Raw genomic sequence first — 20,766 nt, 5'->3', positions numbered from 1 at the left:
TATAGGCGTGAAAATACCCAAAAAAGTTAGAAAAAGGCAGGATATAAGATCTTATAATTCAATGCGACTAATATAATTAACCGATCATTAATTACATCTTTCAATGAATGTCCTTTCGGTATATGGTCATTTTTGAAGCTCAGTCGTTAAGCTGATCGCTTAGGAGGGCCTTTACGCCGGGCCACTCAGTATCTATTATGCTATACATAGCGGTATTGCGGTATGCCCCGTTCGATCTGATACGCTCGTTGCGCAATATCCCCTCGAATTTTGCGCCTATACCTGCTATGGCCGTACGGCTGCGCAAATTGTTCTCATCGGTCACCAACTGTACGCGTATGGTATGCAACACCTCGAAACAATAAGTAAGCAGCAGCAGCTTGCATTCCCTGTTATAGCCCGTGCGCCAGTAGCGGGGGGCGTACCAGGTATACCCTATCTCCAGCTTCCTGTATTCGGGAAATATGTTGTGGAGCATGGTACTGCCTATTATACTACCTGTGGCCTTATCTATCACGGTAAAGGCATATTGCTCTCCTGTGGGGCGCTTTAGCACGGCGCTTTCCAGGTACTGCCTGAACTTTAGGGTATCTGCTCCGTTCATAGACATGAACTCCCATATGCGGCTATCTGCGCTCAGCGTCTGCAACGCTGCAAAATGGGTACGCTCCAACGGTACCAGCGATACTCTTTTGCCATCCAGCACTATGGGGTGTTGTATCCAGTTCATATATAAAAACACAGGAGCGGGGGTCGCCCGCTCCTGTAAAAATATGTGTAATGGCCGATATTAGTTCACCAGCAGCTTGCTCTGCGATACTTTGCCTTCGTCTATCACCTGTACGAAGTACATGCCCTGTGCCAGGCCTTTCAGATCCAGCGGTATGCTGTTCTCGCCGGCCATAGTGCGCACTTCCATGTTCCTTATCACCTTGCCTGTCATATCGGTAAGGGCCACGGCTATCGTCCTGCTGGATGCGCTGTGATAGTACACAGTGGCGCTGCCCGATGCAGGGTTGGGGAATACGGTAGTAGCAGCATCAGGAGTATTGATAGAAATGATGCCTGTAGGTACTGTACCTGTGAAGGCCACCTTATCTGCATAGAGATAGCTGCCGGCTACAGGTGTGCTGGCGCTTGAAGAGAAAACTATCATGCCGGTATCGGGTGTGAGGCTTGCCGACTTATATTTCAGCGGTATAGTGAAGTCGCTCCAGCTCATAGCCATGCCGGTAAGTGTACTGTCGGCCCAGGCCACAGTATCGCGCTTGTTCAGAGAAGCGTTCCATTTAGACAGGAACACGCCTACCCTTCCGTGGTCGGCACCGCTGCCCATGTGCTGCCATTTGCCGGTGAGGTTGGCCGAACGGGTAGTATACGGGAAGCCACCTGCAACGGTATATGACATAGGGGATATCACTACATTGAGCGTACCGGTAACTGCTATACCGGGCACTGTCATGGTAGCTATGGTCTTTGTGGTGAGCTTCATGTACGCTGCGCCATCGGGAGCGCTGTTCATACCGCTGTCGCAGGTATATGTGCCGGGCATAACGCCATCAATGGTGGCATTGGCCGAGCCCCAGCCTGTGGCTTCGTGGTAAGAGCCGGTACCGGCAGTGACCCAGGTCTCAAAGCTGGCGTTGGGTATCTGTGCAAAAGCAGCAGAAGCGAGGAATAGAGTAGAGAATAAGGTAAAGATCTTTTTCATTTAAAGCGATTTTGTGGTTAATGAATGTGACGGCAAATGTACTGCATGAGATAACTGAAAACAAAAAAAATATCATACACCATAGAAAAGTCACCCTACCACTGCACATACGGACTTGTATGTTCATTATCTATTCTGCTAATTTTGCCGGGTCATCGCTCATTACGGCCATGTCGCACATCATGGATACACCACATATCTCCGCCCCGCTCAGAAAGGTAGAGAACCTGCATATACTGCTCTGGCTCATAAAAGATACCTGCTGGGCCCTGGTATGGCGGCCGGGCGGCATGCTGATGATATTGCCTACCGTAGGTGTGGCCTTCTACCTCATGGCCCGGTCGCGGCACGACCGCACCGAATTATATCACAACATTGCGGTATGTATGTGGATACTGGCCAACTCATCGTGGATGACAGGCGAGTTCTACAACTACGACCTGAGGCCGCTGGCCGTAGGCTTCTTCAGTATAGGGCTGCTGGTATTGCTTGTATATTATATATTCCTGTCGCGCAGGGGGACGGCAGTAAAGAAGCCCGAACAGGCCGCTATAGATAACTAAGCGGTCATTTGGACACAGTAGGCGGTATCTTCTTCATTATCTCCTGCTGCATGTATAGCTGGTAGCGGTAATTGCTGGATGCCTCCAGCACCTGTACCATGGCCTCCATCTCGCTATCATTGCCGGTGGGGTCATACTCGCGGCGCAGATTGTTGTTGAACACCAGCCCTACCGACTGCCATATCATGGCCGAAAAGCCGTTCTTCAATTCGCGAATGATACTGTAGCAGTTCTGTCCCGTTTGCCGGTTTATGAGCTTTATGAGCACATGGCCCTGGTCCACGCTCAGGTTCTTCAGCGGGTCTTTGAAGGTCACATCCAGCTTATGGTCTATCTGTTTCAGGTAGCGCTTGCGGTCCTTTCGGCTGTCCATACGCTCCAGGTTCTGGTTCACATCTTTCAGTATGGCCGCAGCGGCTATGGCATAGGGATAAGTGATGTATATATCGCGCCTCAAGCGGTTGCGGCGCACGCGGTCCTCCTCGCTGAGGTAGGTGGTACGGGTCTCTACCTCATCCAGGAAAATAAGCGGGTAAATGCCCCCTTTTTCCTCTATAGCCCCCAGCCGTATGGTATCGTTGCCGGATAACTGCGCGAACACACCTGCTGGTAGCAGTAGTAACGTAAGGCATATGATATGGCGAAGGAGAGGAGACATTGCCATGTAAATTTCCGCATTTTATTAATATAAAACCGTGCGGCCGGTAAACTTATTGCTCTTATAAAATGTTAATTCACATACTATAGCAGGCCGCCCATACGTTCGATACGATACCTTTGCCCCCTGATACCATGTACCGATCGTTATTTCTTTTGCTCACCGCCATAGTACTGCTTTCGTCCTGCGATAAGGAGGCCCGGAAGACCCTTACCCCACAGCAGGTGCAGCAGCGCATAGATTCCATTACCGCCGGGCGCGTATACGAGGCCGAGCTGCGCGCACGCAAAGAGCTGGAACACAGGATGAAGATAGAGATAAAGGTAAAGCTGGACTCTATAGCCCGCGCCCGAGAGCTAAGAGCCCAGGCCGCACAACCCTCGCCAGCCGACACAATGCACCAACCGTGAGGATAGCCATAAAACCACGGCCGGTACTGTACTTCGACGGGGTATGCAACCTGTGCGAGCGCTCGGTACAGTTCGTTATAAGAAACGACAAAAAACAACTTTTCCGGTTTGCCACACTATCATCGGCCGCGGGGCAGGAGGCCCTGCAGCATGGCAATATAGCGGCCACAAAGGTAGGCAGCGTAGTGCTGTACTTCAGGGGCAGGTACTATACAAGGTCGGCAGCGGCGCTACATACCCTAAGACTGCTGGGCGGGCTGTGGCAATTGCTGTTCGTGTTCATGCTGGTGCCACCCTTTATCCGCGACCGTGTGTATGACCACATAGCCGCCAACAGGTACAAATGGTTCGGCCGAAAGGAAGAATGCATGATACCCACCCCCGAGCTGCAGGAGCGGTTCCTGTCTTAGTCCCGGTCCGTACTACCCTATTATTCGTTAATTTCATGGCCATGACAATGATAAATGCGCATTTTCATGTAGGTTTGAGTATGGCCAGATGCAGATCATTGCTGATGATATTGCTGGCGACGATACTCAGTATCCGGGCCGCCGCTCAGGATGTCACCTATTCCCGATACGACAAGTTCGACTACCGCAACAGTTCCTATGCCATAGTAGGCATGTCAGGCGGGCTGCTGTATACCTATGTGAAGGATGAAGAGGCCGCAAGGCTGGACGCATATGACGACTCTATGAACAAGGTGGCCACCGTGATGCTGGACTTCTTTCCCCAGCGTATATACCAGGTGCGCTTCGTGGCCTATCCCGATAAGATAATGGCCATATACCAGGCATTGGAAAGCAATAAGGTGGTGCAGTATGTGGCCATGCTGGATGCACACGGCCTCATGAAGGGCAAACCCATAGAGCTGGGCAGCACCAAGACCAGCATATTTGGCGCTACTAAGAATTATTTCTCATCATCGGTATCGGAGAACAAGAAGATGATACTGATATACAGCGCCACGGACAAGAAGAGCGAAATAGAGTTTTCGGGCAAATGGCTGGACGACAATGGCAATATAGTGAAGCAGAGCAAGGCCACCTTCCGTACCGAGAACATGCCCGAACATGGCGAGGTGAATGTGGCCAATGATGGCACGGTATACATGGCGGCCTATACGCCCACCGGCGCACAAGACCATGCCGACCAGTACTGGATACTGGCCCTGGCGCCGGGCGCTACCAGCTTTGCGGCCAAAGAGATGGAGCTGGGCGAGTACTTTGCCACCGGCGGCTATACCCGTATAGACAATGTGAACAACAAGGTATACTTCGGCGGCTTCTATGCCACTTCAAAGAACGGCAGGTTCGCAGGGTTTATCTATGCCGCATACGATATAGCTACAGGCACCTATACCACCCGCCGCTTCATACCTTTCGATAACGAACTGCTGACCAGTGCCGGAGAGCACCGTCGCGGCTACTCGTTCGACAACTACATGGTACGCCAGCTAATAGTGAAGAACGATGGCGGCTTCGTGCTGGTATCGGAAGTGCAGTACATCACTACACGCAGCTCTTTCGCGCCCAGCTTCGGCTACTATTCTTTCTACAGCCCTGCCATGAGCTCGTCGGTACGCGAGTACCACTTCAACGACATAATGGCGCTGGCCTACGACAAGAACGGTGTGCGTGAGTGGAGCGCCTTCATTCCCAAGCAGCAATATTCGCAGGAGGATGAGGGTGTATTCTCTTCCTTCGCGCTACTGAACACCGGTGGTACGCTGGCCTTCCTGTACAACGATTTCGACTCCAACCATTCGCGCATACAGATGTCTACCCTTACACCTGAGGGCAAGACCGATACCCGAGGCCTGTCCATAGAGGGTACCGATTATCCCGACTGGCTGCCACGCTCTGCCAAACAGGTATCGGGCCGGGTTCTGATAGTGCCCTGCTTCCACAAGAAACAGCTCTGCTTCGCAAGGGTGAAATTCTAGAGGTATTATAGCCTGAAACAGACGGCTGCCGTCACACGGCTCTCATTCTTTACCAGGTCGGGCCGCCAGCCTATAGGAGATGTATCCTGCCAGCCATCAGGCGATGTGGTGCCACCCGCGCCGGCAAAGTAAGGTATGCTGGAAGAACGGTAACCATACTCTAGCCTAAGGGTGATGTACTGGCTGGGCATCACGTCTATCGTGGCAGTGGCCTGGAAGAGGTTCAGTGTGCGCCCGCCGGCAATGGCATCGTTATAGTCATTGGCCGCTACAGGCGATGGCACGAACGCAAGGTATGCCCCGGGATGCGTTACATAGTCGCCACGAAGGGTGAGAGCATATTTGTTCCTGTGGAACCATATGCGGTTGGCAATAGATGTGCCCAGCATATAGTTCTTTGAGGCCTCTACCCCATTGCCTGCCTGGAAGCCATAATGATCGTTGATGCTGAAAGCCGCCTGCGATATACCTTTTGTCATTGCATTCTTGTAATATCGCTTCACTATGCTATGATCGTGGTGGTAACGAAGTACACCGGGCATATTGCGTGTATCCTGCCCGGCTATGTAGAAATTGGCCACCAGTTGCAGGTCGGTATCGGGCCGCCAGTAGGTAGAGCTGCCCAGGCCGGGTGCGCGGTTCCAGCTATTATAGCTCTGCCAGCCGTTAAGCACCCATATCTCCTGCTTCAGCTTGCGCGAGGGGAACATCTGCAGCCGCGCGCCGCTGAAGTAGAAAGGAGTGAGATCGCAAGGCATACTGCGCTGGTAGCACCAGTTCTCGTTCAGTACATAGCTTTCCAGCCCTATGTAGCTCATAAAGATGCCCATCTCTGCATTTATGCCATACCACTTGTTGAAATGGTAGCCCGCTGCCGCCTCGCGTATATTGCGCAGGTTGCTGATGCCGGTGTTGCGACCATGGCCTACAGTGCCATCAAGGTCTTGTACTATAGAGGCCATCTGCCCATACTGCAGCCATATGCGTCCTATCATGTTCTTGTAGCCGGTCTCCAGCCCCACGCTGGCCATGTTCAGCGTGAACTCATTGTTGCGCCCTATGGACGATGATATGGTGTGTGTATTGTCTATGGGGTTGTTCACATCATAGTTGTAGTAGCCGTCCACAAAGGCCACGCCCGTCAGTATGGTCTCACCATCCTTATCCTTCAGTGTCAGCGGCAGGTCGGTCTGCCGGTTCTGCCCGTTTAACCATGTAAGTTCATAACCCTCGAAAGGTACCCTTTGTATCGTAGTATCGCCGGCTGCCATTGCCGTATCTGAAAATATGAGCATCATTATGACCAATGATGCGGTCCTTATCTTGTTCGTTCGTTGCATGATATCAGTTGAATTAGTACACTATTTTTTGAGTCGTTGCAATTCTATTTTCTGTGCCGGCTGGTACACCAGTGGCACATGTTCTACCACCACGTCGCTCTTGTCCAGCCCAAAGGCCTTTTCATCGCTCTGGCCCAGCTCTTTCAGGAAGAAGTAAGCATTCAGCAGCAGGCCATCTTTCAGTGCCAGCTCGTTCTCTACCGACAGGAACTTCTCTATCACCACGAACTTCAGATCGGGCTCGCTATTGTACCTGGTAGACCCATCGGGCCTTATGTGCAGGTTCAGTTCCTTATTTGCTACCAGCTCCTTTACTATCTTTTTGAAGTAGAGCTCTGTCTTCGGCTGTATGCGAAAACCCAAATTGATGTTCACCTTTATCACCTTATCATCGGCCAGTTCCGATACATCGTAGCTCATGGTGTAGGGCTCTTCTGTACGGTGTACATGTACGAACCAGTACACATCGGCACGCTTAGGCTTTTTCGAGAATATTGACCTGACTATCTTCTCCTCTACCTGGTTGCGGCTATTGGCCTTGGTGAGGTATACAAGGTGGGTAGAGAACCGAGGTATATCATCGTCCTCGCTCAGCTCTGTAATGAGTGGTATATGCTTGCCCAGGTCGGTGAACTTTACATGTGCATTATTGATCTTCCGGGCCCGGTACCATACATACATCACCATGAAGATGAAGAGCTCGAAGAACAGGAACATCCACCGTTCCTTTATCTTGGCGGCATTGGCAATGAAGAAAGAGACCTCTACACTGGCAAAGACCAGCACTATGATACCTACCGCCAACGGATGCCACCTGCGCCTGTATAACAGGTATACCGACAGCAGCACGGTCGTCATCATCATAGCCACAGTGATGGAGAAACCGTAGGCGGCCTCCATATGTATAGAGCTGCGGAAGTACAGTATCATCAGCAGGCAGCCTGCCCATAGTATCGTATTCACACTGGGTATGTATATCTGTCCCTTCACATCGGTAGGCTGCCGTACTGTGACGCGCGGCCAGAAGTTGAGGTTGATACCTTCGTTGATAAGCGTGAACGAACCGCTTATGAGCGCCTGCGAAGCTATGATGGTAGCCGCCGTAGCTATGATGATACCCGGCAGCAGGAACCAGTGTGGCATCATATCGAAGAAAGGATTCGCATCGCCTATGGTGCTTTTGCCCTGGTGCAGTATCCATGCGGCCTGCCCTGCATAGTTGGCCACAAGGCTTGTCTTCACAAAGGCCCATGTAACGCGGATATTCTTTATACCGCAATGCCCCAGATCGGAGTAGAGGGCCTCTGCGCCCGTAGTACACAGGAACACCGAGCCCAACAACCAGAACCCATGCGGATAGTGTGCCAGCAGGTCGTAGGCATAATAGGGGTTCAGTGCTTTCAGCACATCGGGATAGTGCATCATATTGGCAACGCCCATCACCAGCAGCATGGCGAACCATACGAACATCACAGGCCCGAATGTGCGCCCCACTGCCGATGTACCGAAACGCTGGAACAGGAAAAGCCCCGACAGTATGGCTATAACTATACCCACTGTAAGCGAATTGCCGGGAACGATGATGTGCTCCAGCCCCTTCACAGAGTTGAGGCCCTCTACCGCCGAAGCCACAGAGAATGGCGGGGTGATGATGCCATCGGCAAGCAGGGTAGTAGCACCCAGTATGGTAGGTATCACCATTTTTTTGCCATATCGGCGCACCAGCGCATACAGCGAGAAGATGCCACCCTCGCCCTGGTTATCGGCCTTTAGTGTGAGCCATACATACTTTACAGTGGTCTGTAGCACCAGTGTCCAGAATATGCAGGACACACCACCATATACAAGCTGCTCGGTAACGGCGCGTGTGCCTACTACCGCCCGCAGGGCATAGAGCGGGCTGGTACCTATATCGCCATAGATAATGCCAAGGGCTACGAGCAGGGTGGCAACGGTCACCTTGCCCGGGTCTTTCTGATCCGGTCTCATTGTTGTCAGTTATTTAGTGTTCTGTCAGATGTGGTCGGCGCCAGCGAACCTGTACCCTATTCGCGATTCGGTAAGTATGATGGCGGGCCTGTTGGGGTCTTTCTCTATTTTCTTTCTTAGCTGCGCTATGAACACGCGCAGGTACTGCGATTCGTTGACATAACTATTGCCCCACACCTCGCGCAGCAGGTATTGGTGTGTCAGCACCCGCCCCGCATTCCGTGCTAGCAGCGATAGCAGCGTATATTCCGTAGCTGTGAGTTTTAATGTTGCTCCGCCCTTCTTCACGGTACGGGCCGCAAGATCTATGGTGATATCGCCTGCGGAGACCACAAGTGTGGCATCATCTGTACCCGACCGGCGCAGCAGCGAGCGTATGCGCGCCAGCAACTCACCAGTACGGTAGGGCTTCACCAGGTAGTCGTTAGCACCATTATCCAGTGCCCTTACTATATCCTCTTCACTGTTCTGCACCGATAGCATCATTATAGGGTGCGTATACCACTCACGCAGCTTCCTCAGCACTTCGTGCCCGCTCTCATCGGGCAATCCTATATCCAGCAGTATCATATCCGGCGGATGCGTTGCTGCGGCTACTATGCCCTCTCTTCCCGTTGTGGCATGCAGCACCCCGAAACCACTGCTCTCCAGGGTTATCTCCAGCAGCTTCCGCATCTGCGCTTCATCATCTATCACCAGTATCGCTGCCTTACTCATGTTTCAGATTCTTTAGATAAGACATCTCTGCAGGCAGCTTTACGGTAAAACGGGCACCACCTTCTACCCTGTTCTGCAAAGTTACGGTGCCATCCATGGCCTCTGCGAACCCGCGTACTATGGACAGGCCAAGCCCTGTGCCGCCAGTGGCCGTATTGCGCAGCCTATAGAATTTTTCGAACACCATATCTATCTCCTGTGGCGGGAAGCCGGGCCCATTGTCCTCTACCACAAGCTCCAGCACATTATCAACTGCTGCTGCGCTTATGCTTATGGTGCTGCTGGCAGGGGTATAGAGGGTAGCGTTCGACAGGAGGTTGTACAGTACCTGTTCCAGCATGCCTTTGTCAGTACGCGCCAGTGGCATATCTGCGGCTACCTGCACCAGTATCTTCTGGCTTACTTTGTTCTCTTCTATCTTTCTTACCGTATCATATAGCAGCTCGCTCATGTCGCACCAGTCATACTTCAGCTGAATGAACCCCGATTCCAGCCGCGACATGTTCAGCAGGTTCTCTACATGCTGGTTCAGCTTCATAGAGGCTATGGCTATTTCGCTCACCAGGTCGCTGCGGTGGGTATCGGTAAGGCGTGCATTGCTGTGCTGCAGGTTATCGGTAGCAGCTATGATGGTGGCTATAGGTGTACGCAGCTCATGCGACAGCGAATTGAGCAGGGTATTGTACAGGCGAATGGTATTTATGCGCTCCTCCTTCTGCCGTGCCACTTTCTGCACCTGCCGTATCTTGTAGGTGAGCGCTGCGCTGGTAAGCGCCACCACGAAGTACATCATGAGGAAAATAGCATCTTCGGCACTGCTGACGATAAAAGTGAAATAGGGCGGAATGAAAAAGAAGTCCCATACCACAGCACTGAGCAGCGCGGTGAGCAGTACCGGCACTATATCGAACAGCATGGCAATGAAAGATACCGTAAGCAGCAGTATGAAAGCTACTACATGATAGCCTATGTAGGGCGATACAAAGGCACAGAACAATGATACCAGCGCCACAGTAACTATACTATAGAGACATTGCCTCTGCTGACTGATAGTATTGATGAACAGCTTTACCATGCTATACCCGGAACACCGGGTCATTGTTTGCGGGCACAAAGGTAGGCGCTTGCCTATAAGTGCCGCATAAAATAACGCTGACGGAACATAAAGATTTTATAAAGAACTGCCCCGGTATGCCTACTCGGTCTTGTATATGCCACCCTGGTAGGTAGACAGGTATATGTTCTTGTTCTCCAGGTACAGCAGGCTGCCGTTGCGGTCCCAGCGGGGCTTTATCTTCATGTCGGTAAAGGGGGCGCCGCGCAGGTCGGTATAATCGTTGTTGAAAATGGTGCCATAGCGGCGCAGCAGTGTACCATACCACAGCATGGTCTCGTAGCCGCGCATCACCATTTCGGATGGTACACCGCCGAAATCCCTTCTGAAAGCCTGCTGTATGGATAACTGTAAAGTACTGTCGCCTTTGGCAAAATTGAACGGGTAAGTAACACGCACAGTGATGTTCTTATAGGCGTTCTGTTTGCGCAGCGATGGTATACCGTTCCAGGTAGGCATACCCCACACCTCGAAGTGTACACCCGGATAGTACCGCGCCAGCGATGCCAGTATACTATCGGCGAATGTGGCATCGAGGATGCTCACGGCCAGTATATTGGGGCGGGTGCTGTCCAGTATGCCTGCCAGTGTCTCGCGGGTAGGTAGCGTATTGCATTGCAGCTTGTGAAAGGTGACATCGCTATACAGGTCGTTCAGCATATAGAGCGCGGCATTGTCATCGGCCAGCGAAGAGGTGCGGTACAGCAGGGGCACCGTTTGCCCGGCATACCTGCGCGACAGCTCGTCTATTATGAACTCGCAATGGCTCTTCACCGAGGGTTGCAGCATGGTGAAGTACTGGTTGTCCTTCACCCATCCGTCGTAGTTGGTGAGTGCCGATACGAAATTGATCCGCTTCTTGCGCGCATATGTTGCCAGTGCAGGTATATCGTGCTGCTCCACGGCGCCTATTACCAGGTCGGTAGAATCGAGCTTGCGGTTGCTTATCAGCATTTCGGGCGATTCGGAGAAAGAGCCTGCATCGTGTATGTATACATCCAGTTGCGCCCCAGCACGTTCCAGACTATCGGCGGCCAGCTTTACACCCTGGTAAAAGGCAAGTCCCGCCGCAGCCTTATCGGGCACCTTGTCTTTGAAGGTAACCGACTCTCCACGCACCAGCTCATCGAGGTATAGCGGCACTACCACGCTCACGCGGTATCTTTTTTTCAGCCTTGTTTCGGGATAGCTCAGTTCCTGCTTACGTTTGGGGCCGGGCTGTTTGGGCTTTTCTTTGTTGTCATTCCCGGCAGCGGCCTTTGCAGCACCATTGGGCGCCTCTGTAGCATATTTTTCCTTCCTTTTCCTTTCCCGGCGCTCGGCACGGGTCTCCTTCCTATTCTTTTCGCTGTGCTGCGGGTATGTATATGCACCTGCCTCTGTACCTATGGCCAGGTACAGCATCGCCAGCAAAAGAAACATCCTTTTTCCCATCATGAACGGCGCAAAATTATACATTCATCCATGACATCGATATAAACAGAATAAATATCGATAGCGGCTTCACGCACACTTATGTATGGTTTTATCAGCATATTTTTTTAATTTCAGCACTTCTTTACAAAAGCGTAACGCAACATGAAAAAACTGTTTACATGTATCGCATTGCTTTCCTGCATGCATAGCGGAGACATACTGGCACAAAAGCTACCCGGAAGGCCCACCGGCGCACCAGCGCAGCAGGCAGGCACCGTAAGCAACGACGTATGGACCCGCATACCCCTTTCGCAGGCCCCGCCGCGCCGCGCCCTGTCGAACGCTACTAAGTTCGACCTGTACAGGCTCAACGTCTCTGCGCTCCGCACCCAGTTCTGGGCGGTGTCATCGAGCTATGCCAATGCGTCCATCATCAGCATACCCATGCCCGATGGTACGCGCCGCGACTTCAGGGTTTGGGAAACGCCAATGATGGACGAGCACATGTCGGCCTTGTACCCGGACATCAAGACGTTCACCGGCGAGGCAGTGAACGACAAACGCGTTACCGCCAAGTTCGACTTTACGCTCTTCGGCTTCCACTCTGCCATATTCGACGATCGTGATGTGGCCTTCATAGACCCATACGACGGCTATACCAATGAATACTATATCGTTCACTACAAGAGCAATGAGGAAAGACCGTATTCGCAGCGCATGGTATGTGGCGTACATGGCTCTATGAACGAGCCACAGCCCGGCGGCGAGCTGATGCCGCAAAAGACAGCGCCCGCGCTGCCCGGTACCGACCTGAAGGACCTGCATTTGCACGGCATGCCTGTAGACCTGCACAATACCGATGGATCTACGCCACTCACCACAGGCGACCATGGCATGGCGGCCCTTACCACCAATGGCGCTACACTGCGCACCTACCGCCTGGCCCTCAGCGCAGACCACTTCTACTGCCAGGCAGCCCCTGCTGCAGCTACGATACCTACCTGCCTGAGCAAGATGACCACCTCTATGAACCGCGTGAACGGTGTGTACAACAGGGAGATAGCAGTGCAGCTGAACTTTGTGACCAATGAGAACCTGCTGATATGGCCCACTGCCACAGGCAGCAGTAATGGCAACGATCCCTTTAACCTTGTGGATTCGGACGGTCCTTCATGCCTTGACACCAACCAGTCGGTATGTGATGCCCGTATCGGTTCGGCCAACTATGATGTGGGACATGTGTTCACTACTGGCGGTGGCGGTATAGCTGCTGTGGGTGTACCCTGCCTCAACGGCCAGAAGGCCAGGGGCGTAACGGGCACTTCATCTCCCGTAGGCGATGCCTTCGATATAGACTATGTATGCCACGAGCTGGGCCACCAGTTCGGATCGGGCCATACCTACAACAACAACCTTGATGGCGCATGTGGTGGCAATGCATCGGCAAGCCAGGCATACGAGCCCGGCAGCGGTGTCACCATCATGGACTATGCCGGCATATGCAATCCTGACAATGTGCAGTCCAACAGCTCGCCCTACTTCAGCGCCAGCAGCCTGGAACGTATACAGGCCGAGCTGACACAGACAGGCCCCGGCGGTGGCAGCACCTGCGCGGTGAACACCACTACCAGCCATACCCCTGCCACTATAGCGGGCTTCATAGCTACCTACAATATACCTTACAAAACACCGTTCGAGCTGACGAGCCCCACCGCTGTAGGCTCTGGTACCGATACGGCCATGACGTATGGCTGGTTCCAGTGGAACCTGGGCGACTTCGGGAAGCGTTTCAACCAGACGTTCTTCAACGGCCCTATATTCCGCAGCTACCAGCCGGCATACACCGAGACGCGTATCTTCCCCACGCTCTCCAACGTACTCTCCGGCGTACTGGTGAACAGTGGCGAGAAAGCCCCGGATACGGCCCGCTACCTCACCTTCAAAACGGTGATACGCAACATAGCAGGCGGCCTGGGCTGCTTCCGCATACCTGACGACACCATACACATCAATGCCATAGCTACAGGCGCGGGCAATGGCTACAGGGGCTTCCGCGTTACCAGCCAGAACACCGCAGTTACCTATACCGGCGGCTCTACACAGACCATAACCTGGGATGTGGTAGGCACCAACGCTGCACCCGTGAGCGCAGCCAATGTGGACATATACATGTCTACCGACGGTGGCAACACATGGCCATACACCATAGGCACCTTCCCCAATACGGGAACGGCCAGCGTGAGCATAGCCAACCCTGCCACCACCACTACACAGGCGCGTATAAAGGTGAAAGGATCGGGCAATGTGTTCTTCAACATCAACTCTTCCAACTTCACGGTGAACCCAGGCCCTACTACAGCGGCCATCACAGGTACCTTCACCGTATGTATAGGCGCCACTACCGACCTGGATGATGCCACACCCGGCGGCACATGGAGCAGCAGCACCCCAGCCGTAGGCACAGTGAACAACACTAACGGTATAGTAACAGGTATAACAGCTGGCACTACCACCATCACCTACCATGCAGGCACAGGCAATGTAACTGCCGTGGTGACCGTACTGGCCATACCCGCACCCGGCGCCATCACCGGCAATGCACCTGTGTGTGTGAGCAACACCCTCTCGCTGAGCAATAGCACACCGGGCGGCGTTTGGAGCAGCACCAATACTGCCGTAGGCACGGTAAATACATCGGGCGTAGTTACAGGCATCAGCGCAGGTACTACTACCATATCCTATACCGTTACCAATGGCTGCGGCACAGGTGTAGCTACCGTGAATGTGACCGTGAACGCACCTGTGGCCGTGAACCCCATCACCGGTACACCACAGGCATGCGTGGGCAGCACTACCGCACTGGGCAATACTACGCCATCGGGTGTATGGAGCAGCACCAGCACTGCTGTAGGCACGGTGAATACTTCGGGCACTGTAACCGGTATAGCTGCGGGCACTACTACCATCAGCTACACGGTAACGGGTGGCGGCTGTACCTCTGCCTCGTCGGTAGTAGTTACTGTGAACAGCACACCTGCGGCCACTGTGAGCCCATCGGGCACGGTCACCATATGCACAGGCGGCAGCCAGGTACTCACTGCATCGCCCTCTACTGCAGGCCTTACCTACCAGTGGCAGGATGGCGGCACGGACATAACAGGCGAGACCAATGCCACCTATACAGCAACCGCTGCGGGCACCTACCGTGTACGCATCACAGCGGGTATATGCACAGGCACATCTACTACAGTAACGGTATCGGTGAGCGGTACAGCGGTAACACCATCTGTTAGCGTGGTCACCACACCGGGCACCAATATATGCTCTGCCGTAGGCGTGGTCACGTTTACCGCTACCCCTGTGAACGGTGGCAGCACACCTGCCTACCAGTGGTATGTGAACAGTACTGCAGTAGGTACATCATCGCCCACATATGCATACACACCTGCCAATGGCGATATAGTGACCTGTGTGCTCACCAGCAGCCTGCCATGCGCTACGCCATCCACAGCATCGGATGCCGATACCATGACGGTAGCTACCAGCGTAACACCCGGTATCAGCATAGCGCCCGACCCCAACGATACCATATGTACCGGCGGCTCTGTGACCTACAATGCAGTACCTGTGAACGGCGGCCCTACCCCGGCCTACCTGTGGCGTGTGAATGGCATAAGCGTGGGTACAGGCCCCAGCTACAGTACCACCCCTGCCAATGGCGATGTAGTGCTGTGCCAGATGACGGGCAGCGCGGCATGCGCATCTGCAGCCGTAGTGACCAGCGCACCGCTGGTAATGACCGTACAGGCGCCTGCTACCAATGTGGTACACATCAGCGCCAGCCCCACTACCATACATCCCGGAGAGACCATCACATTTGCGGCCATAGCGCCCAATGCAGGCCCATCGCCTGTGTACCAGTGGTTCATAGATGGTGTGCTGGTACCCGGCGCTACATCGGCCACATATGTTACCAGCTCACTGGTGAATGGCCAGGTGGTACACTGCAAAGTGACGACCAGCATGGCCTGCGTTACGCCGCCTATAGCGCTTAGCAATGGCTTCACTGTATCTGTAACATCGGGCATATGGGAAGTGACGAAGAACGGCAGTTCGTTCACCGTTAGCCCCAACCCCAACAAGGGCACCTTTACTGTGAACGGCAGGCTGGCCGGCACAGGCAATGTATCGGTATATGTGGCCAATATGCTGGGCCAGACCGTGTACAGCACAGCAGCGCAGGTAAGGAACGGCAGCATAAGCGAAGAGATATCGCTGGATGCGTCTCTGCCCGCAGGCACCTATATGGTGATCGTTACAGCAGGCGAAGAGCGTGCCATATTCAGGATAGTGACACAGAAATAACACAAAAACACCGGGCCGCATGATGCGTCATGTGGCCCGGTCAAAAAATGTTAAGAACAACGAACGATCATTTCTTTTTGAAATATTCCCGGTTTTCTTGTTGTTTTATAAAAAAAATGTAGATTTGCTCCATTATTAATTTTTTATTCATTCCACAATGCAAGAAGGTACAGTAAAATTCTTCAATGAGACCAAAGGATTTGGCTTCATTACGCCTGCTAACGGCGGCCAGGACATCTTTGTTCACGTATCGGGCCTGAAAGACCAGATCCGCGAAAAGGACAGGGTTTCTTTCGAAGTACAAAATGGTAAGAAAGGTCTGAATGCAGTGAACGTTAAGGTTATCTAATTTTCACAGCAGACATACATTATATCATTCCAAGACGTGTTTTGCAACACGTCTTTTTCTTTTTTATACGGTCAGCCCTTCTGTTGTTTTATGGTCTCCCATGTGGCGTAGAGGGTTTCCTGCGCAGGCCTGTTGGCGGGCACCTCGTGCAGTGGCTGGCAGGCAATGAGGCTATCGTGGCAGTCGGCAGGCAATGCCTGGTATAGCCGGGTGCCCATGGTCTTCCAGGCCAGCATATCGTCGCTCACCTGCTTTATCACTTTGGCGGGGTTGCCCACCACCAGCGATCGCGCAGGTATGATGGTCTTGGCCGGCACAAAGGCCATAGAGCCTATTATACTCTCGTCGCCCACCTCTACTTCATCCATCAGTACAGAGTTCATACCCACCAGCACATTGCGGCCTATGTTAGCGCCATGCACTATGGCCCCATGGCCTATATGTGCCCCCTCGCGCAGGGTGATGGTGATGCCGGGGAACATATGGATGGTACAGTTCTCCTGCACATTGCAGCCGTCCTCTATCACTATACCGCCCCAGTCGCCGCGTATGGCTGCGCCGGGGCCTATGTACACATCTCTGCCTATTATCACATTGCCGGTAACGGCGGCCTGCGGATGCACGAAGGACGATGGATGTACCACCGGTATGAAACCTTTGAAAGAGTAGAACATGATGAGAAATGATGGCTGCTGTATGATCAGCTCATACCTCCGTAAAGGTACATGAAAACGCATAATGCCAGGGTGACGGCAATGACCACATAGGGGAACATGCGCTGCCTGCGGTTTTGTCGCTGGCGGTCTGCGGCATTTGCAGCTATCATGCCCTTCATACCGGCATCGCTACCTGCAATGAGCCGCAGGCCATGCAATACCTCGCCCAGGTATCCTATCTCCAGCCGCTCGGTGGCCTTCAGCAATTCCGATACTATGGCGCCGTTCACAGCCTTATCGCCGTCGCGCAGCAGTACGCCTATATGCGCGTCGGACAATATGAGCATTATATATGCCTGCAGGGCGCGCTGGCTCATGCGGTGCGTGTCCATTGTAGCCAGGCTGCTGTTCAGCTCCATGCATACCTTTCTTAGCCATTCAGGGGTCACAGCATCTTCGTAAGATGTCTTGGAGCCCATGCCCATCAGCCAGCGTTCATCATCATATTTGGCGCGCCTGTCCTTGTCGGCCAGTATGCCATATGCCTCGGCCACCTCTTTGAATTGTGCCTCGCAGAACTCATTACCGGGGTTCTTATCAGGGTGATAGCGCACGGCAAGCTCCCTGTAGGCCTTTTTTATTTCGGCCTGCACGGCAGATGGTCTTACTCCCAGCGTCTTGTAATGGTCCTTCAGTTGCATTTTAAGAACATTGCAAAGTTACGCGCGTAGCATGAAAGAAATATGCATGAAAAGCTAAAAGCAAGACAATGCAGCCGGGAATTTGTGGATATGTCGTCCATCATCCTTTTGAACATTTGTCTATTTTCACGGTCTCTAATTCATCATTACAATGAAACACATCATCGCATTACTGGCATCCGCTATCCTGTTCTTTTCCTGCAAAAGTGAAGAGGAGAGATATTTCGAAGCAGGCAAACACCTGGTAGCCGCTGCCGACACGGCCAATAACCATATTGACGATTGGAACAATAGCCTGGAGAAAAACCCCTCCCTGCTGATAGAACCCACTATGCAGGATATTTTCATCGATCTGGACTCCGTCAGGTTCGTAGCGCTGGGTATGGCATCGCAGGCATTGGAAAAGCTGCATGGCGAGCGTAAAGATGAACTACAACGCCTCATAAACGAAGCCAAGGAACGTGTACGCAGGGTGGAGGAAAGAACACAGCTGGCAATGAAAGTGGCTGAGACACTGAATGCAGAACAGAAATTCCCAGACGAGGAGTAAACATCCATCCCGGCAATAATACAAGGCTCCTTACGTTATGACACAAAGGAGCTTATGAAACTGATATATCCTTTATTCATTCTCTTGTTGGTCGTTCTTGCATCCTGCGAGAAACTGGGGCTTTGCCACGATGCGGAGTACCATATGCATAAAACACCCTATACCGGCACTCAATTGCGCACAGATGGCTTCTACTATGGCGAACCCGATACCGACTATGTAGGGGTGATACGGCGCACCATACTGGTCCTTTACAGGAATGGGGTGATAATGATGCCCGGCAGCCCCAAACAAGATAGCATGGAACATTACTTAAGCCAGCCCGGCAGAAAGGATGTTGTCTACGAGTGGGGGCTATTCGCCATAGACGATACGGCCATCAGTATGGAGAACTGGATGCCCGCACACGGCGGTTGCTCCCCTATCGGATATACCACCGGGCAAATACTGAACGACATAGCCTTTGTGCTTACTGCCAGGGAAACAAGGAGAAGAAAAGGAAAGACGGAAAGAAAAGAATACAACGAACTATATATTTTCAGACCACTCGCCGACAAACCCGACAGTACCAACGATATACTGGACTGACGATGTACCTGGGGGGCATCATTTTTTCTCATCCTTGTACCGCCACAGGTAGAAACAGGCCTGCGTACGGTATGGTGTCCATTTGGCAGATATGCGCAGCATGTTCTCCCGCATAGCTTTCTTATCGGTCATATCCAGACCATATATACGGGCCATAGCCTGCTGTATGCCCAGGTCGTCGGGTGCAAATACATCTTCCCTGCCCAGGGTGAACATGAGCAGCATCTCTACCGTCCACCGGCCTACACCCTTTATGGGCAGTAGCAGCTCCATCACCTCCTCATTGCTCTTCCTGTTCAGCATCGCATCGGTTATCTTATGCTCTATAAAGTACTGCGCTACATTATGTACATAGCTGGTCTTTGCATTGGATAGGCCTATGGCCCGCAGCGTATCGAACGGGGTATCGGCTATCTGCTGCGGTGTAGGCTCCTTGCCACCGTATAGCTCCAGGAAGCGCCTGAATATCACATCGGCCACCTTTGTAGATAGCTGCTGGCTCATGATGGATGCACACAGCCGCAGGCACACGTTCTTTCGCTTTTTCAGTATATAGGGTTCTGCCACAGCCCGCAACACAGGGGCAAGTTTCTTATCTTTAGACAGGTGTGCTAGGTGTGCGGGTATGCCGGTATCGTTCGCCATGCTATAAAAGTAGCGATAGCTGCCATTATAACGGTGCCTTATAGCACTATAATTGCCCCAGATCAAAAATGTATGTATATACATGTATCTTTGTATGGTAATTGCCTTTTTCATCACCCTTAAAAGATACATGATATGCAAAGGCGTGAACTATTAAAAGCGGGTGGCCTGCTGGCCATAGCACAACTCACAGGTATGTCCACATTATCAGCATTAACGAAACTGGGCGAGACCCTGGCGCCATCGCCACTGATGCCCGTGCTCTTCATAGGCCATGGCAACCCCATGAACGCCATAGAAGACAATGCCTACCACAAAAGCTGGCAGGCGCTGGGCAAGCAACTGCCCCGTCCGCAGGCCATACTATCGGTATCGGCACACTGGATAACGAAGGGCACACGGGTAACGGGCAATACCCACCCGAAGACCATACACGACTTCGGCGGTTTTCCGAAACAGCTCTTCGACCAGCAATATCCTGCCCCGGGCTCTCCGCAGTTCGCAGAAATGGCAAAGAAACTGGTAACGCACAGCCATATACAGACCGATGATAGCTGGGGCCTGGACCACGGCACATGGAGCGTACTGCTACCTATGTACCCTGCGGCCGATATACCGGTGTTCCAGCTAAGCCTCGACTATGACCAGCCCACAAGCTACCACTACGAGATAGGCAAACAACTGGGCAAGCTGCGCGAAAAAGGAGTGCTGATAATAGGCAGCGGCAACCTGGTACACAACCTGGGCGCGGTAGACTGGAGCGGTACCGGCAAGAAGGTATACGACTGGGCGCAGGAGTTCGACACGCGTTTTACGCAATGGATAGAAAAGGGCGACCACGCATCTGTACTCAACTACCAGAAGATACTGGGCAATACGGCCACCATGGCCCATCCTACCTACGACCACCTGCTGCCCCTGTTCTATATACTGGGCCTGCAGCAGAAGAACGAGAAGATAACATGGTTCAACGACCGCTTCGATATGAGCTCTATATCTATGCGGTCTATGATAATAGGATAAGGGAGCTTTTTCACCCGGTTCACCCA

Annotated in this window: 20 protein-coding genes; 9 read left to right on the top strand and 11 right to left on the bottom strand. The window is 52.7% G+C overall.

Features of this window, described 5'->3' with window-relative positions; all coding sequences use genetic code 11:
- Positions 1-139: 139 nt before the first annotated feature.
- Both ABD843_RS06390 and ABD843_RS06385 read right to left on the bottom strand, forming a co-directional pair.
- Positions 140-730 (bottom strand): GNAT family N-acetyltransferase, encoded by a 591-nt coding sequence (locus tag ABD843_RS06390; RefSeq protein WP_345080226.1) that lies wholly within the window; start codon positions 728-730, stop codon positions 140-142.
- Between the two features lie 60 nt (positions 731-790).
- The gene (locus ABD843_RS06385) at positions 791-1,711 is read right to left on the bottom strand and encodes a T9SS type A sorting domain-containing protein (protein WP_345080223.1); all 921 of its coding nucleotides are present in this window, start codon (positions 1,709-1,711) and stop codon (positions 791-793) included.
- 119 nt (positions 1,712-1,830) lie between these two features.
- Between ABD843_RS06385 and ABD843_RS06380 the strand changes: the two genes are divergently transcribed.
- Positions 1,831-2,274, top strand: a complete 444-nt coding sequence (locus ABD843_RS06380) for a hypothetical protein (protein WP_345080221.1) — start codon at positions 1,831-1,833, stop codon at positions 2,272-2,274.
- A gap of 4 nt (positions 2,275-2,278) precedes the next feature.
- Here ABD843_RS06380 and ABD843_RS06375 read toward each other — a convergent pair whose 3' ends face one another.
- The gene (locus ABD843_RS06375) at positions 2,279-2,932 is read right to left on the bottom strand and encodes a DUF4294 domain-containing protein (protein WP_345080219.1); all 654 of its coding nucleotides are present in this window, start codon (positions 2,930-2,932) and stop codon (positions 2,279-2,281) included.
- Positions 2,933-3,066: 134 nt separating this feature from the next.
- Between ABD843_RS06375 and ABD843_RS06370 the strand changes: the two genes are divergently transcribed.
- The 3 genes from ABD843_RS06370 (at position 3,067) to ABD843_RS06360 (ending at position 5,287) form a co-directional block, all read left to right on the top strand.
- Positions 3,067-3,342, top strand: coding sequence for a hypothetical protein (locus ABD843_RS06370; protein ID WP_345080216.1), 276 nt, complete (start codon positions 3,067-3,069; stop codon positions 3,340-3,342).
- Positions 3,339-3,752, top strand: coding sequence for a thiol-disulfide oxidoreductase DCC family protein (locus ABD843_RS06365; protein WP_345080213.1), 414 nt, complete (start codon positions 3,339-3,341; stop codon positions 3,750-3,752). Before ABD843_RS06370 ends, ABD843_RS06365 begins: the two co-directional genes overlap by 4 nt.
- An 80-nt stretch (positions 3,753-3,832) precedes the next feature.
- Entirely contained in the window at positions 3,833-5,287 is a 1,455-nt protein-coding gene (locus tag ABD843_RS06360; RefSeq protein WP_345080210.1) for a hypothetical protein, read from the top strand.
- A 5-nt stretch (positions 5,288-5,292) separates the two neighbouring features.
- On the opposite strand, the gene ABD843_RS06355 is transcribed toward ABD843_RS06360, so the two are convergent.
- The 5 genes from ABD843_RS06355 to ABD843_RS06335 all read right to left on the bottom strand — a co-directional run bounded on the left by ABD843_RS06355 (position 5,293) and on the right by ABD843_RS06335 (position 11,860).
- The gene (locus ABD843_RS06355; RefSeq protein ID WP_345080208.1) at positions 5,293-6,627 is read right to left on the bottom strand and encodes an outer membrane beta-barrel protein; all 1,335 of its coding nucleotides are present in this window, start codon (positions 6,625-6,627) and stop codon (positions 5,293-5,295) included.
- Between the two features lie 21 nt (positions 6,628-6,648).
- A complete protein-coding gene (locus ABD843_RS06350; protein ID WP_345080206.1) occupies positions 6,649-8,616 on the bottom strand; it encodes a KUP/HAK/KT family potassium transporter in 1,968 nt (655 codons plus the stop codon).
- A gap of 24 nt (positions 8,617-8,640) precedes the next feature.
- The gene (locus ABD843_RS06345) at positions 8,641-9,333 is read right to left on the bottom strand and encodes a response regulator (RefSeq protein WP_345080203.1); all 693 of its coding nucleotides are present in this window, start codon (positions 9,331-9,333) and stop codon (positions 8,641-8,643) included.
- Positions 9,326-10,432 (bottom strand): sensor histidine kinase, encoded by a 1,107-nt coding sequence (locus ABD843_RS06340; RefSeq protein WP_345080200.1) that lies wholly within the window; start codon positions 10,430-10,432, stop codon positions 9,326-9,328. Before ABD843_RS06340 ends, ABD843_RS06345 begins: the two co-directional genes overlap by 8 nt.
- A 96-nt stretch (positions 10,433-10,528) precedes the next feature.
- Positions 10,529-11,860, bottom strand: a complete 1,332-nt coding sequence (locus ABD843_RS06335; protein ID WP_345080197.1) for a hypothetical protein — start codon at positions 11,858-11,860, stop codon at positions 10,529-10,531.
- A 165-nt stretch (positions 11,861-12,025) separates the two neighbouring features.
- On the opposite strand from ABD843_RS06335, the gene ABD843_RS06330 reads away from it, so the two are divergent.
- Positions 12,026-16,228 (top strand): reprolysin-like metallopeptidase, encoded by a 4,203-nt coding sequence (locus ABD843_RS06330; protein ID WP_345080194.1) that lies wholly within the window; start codon positions 12,026-12,028, stop codon positions 16,226-16,228.
- Positions 16,229-16,385: 157 nt separating this feature from the next.
- A complete protein-coding gene (locus ABD843_RS06325) occupies positions 16,386-16,577 on the top strand; it encodes a cold-shock protein (RefSeq protein WP_345080191.1) in 192 nt (63 codons plus the stop codon).
- Positions 16,578-16,648: 71 nt separating this feature from the next.
- Here ABD843_RS06325 and ABD843_RS06320 read toward each other — a convergent pair whose 3' ends face one another.
- Entirely contained in the window at positions 16,649-17,251 is a 603-nt protein-coding gene (locus ABD843_RS06320; protein WP_345080188.1) for an acyltransferase, read from the bottom strand.
- Positions 17,252-17,277: 26 nt separating this feature from the next.
- Positions 17,278-17,934 (bottom strand): J domain-containing protein, encoded by a 657-nt coding sequence (locus ABD843_RS06315; protein ID WP_345080185.1) that lies wholly within the window; start codon positions 17,932-17,934, stop codon positions 17,278-17,280.
- A 151-nt stretch (positions 17,935-18,085) separates the two neighbouring features.
- On the opposite strand from ABD843_RS06315, the gene ABD843_RS06310 reads away from it, so the two are divergent.
- Entirely contained in the window at positions 18,086-18,484 is a 399-nt protein-coding gene (locus ABD843_RS06310) for a hypothetical protein (RefSeq protein WP_345080182.1), read from the top strand.
- Between the two features lie 54 nt (positions 18,485-18,538).
- The gene (locus tag ABD843_RS06305) at positions 18,539-19,072 is read left to right on the top strand and encodes a hypothetical protein (RefSeq protein WP_345080179.1); all 534 of its coding nucleotides are present in this window, start codon (positions 18,539-18,541) and stop codon (positions 19,070-19,072) included.
- An 18-nt stretch (positions 19,073-19,090) separates the two neighbouring features.
- Here ABD843_RS06305 and ABD843_RS06300 read toward each other — a convergent pair whose 3' ends face one another.
- A complete protein-coding gene (locus ABD843_RS06300; RefSeq protein WP_345080176.1) occupies positions 19,091-19,717 on the bottom strand; it encodes a DNA-3-methyladenine glycosylase family protein in 627 nt (208 codons plus the stop codon).
- Between the two features lie 135 nt (positions 19,718-19,852).
- Here ABD843_RS06300 and ygiD point away from each other — a divergent pair, with 135 nt between their 5' ends.
- On the top strand, positions 19,853-20,740 hold the full coding sequence (gene ygiD / locus ABD843_RS06295; RefSeq protein ID WP_345080173.1) for a 4,5-DOPA-extradiol-dioxygenase: 888 nt from the start codon (positions 19,853-19,855) through the stop codon (positions 20,738-20,740).
- Positions 20,741-20,766: the final 26 nt, after the last annotated feature.

Origin of the sequence: Nemorincola caseinilytica (assembly GCF_039540515.1) — a bacterium.
Lineage (GTDB): Bacteria > Bacteroidota > Bacteroidia > Chitinophagales > Chitinophagaceae > Nemorincola > Nemorincola caseinilytica.
The sequence above is the reverse complement of the archived record's forward strand: the minus strand, read 5'-3'. Positions and strand labels throughout refer to the sequence as shown.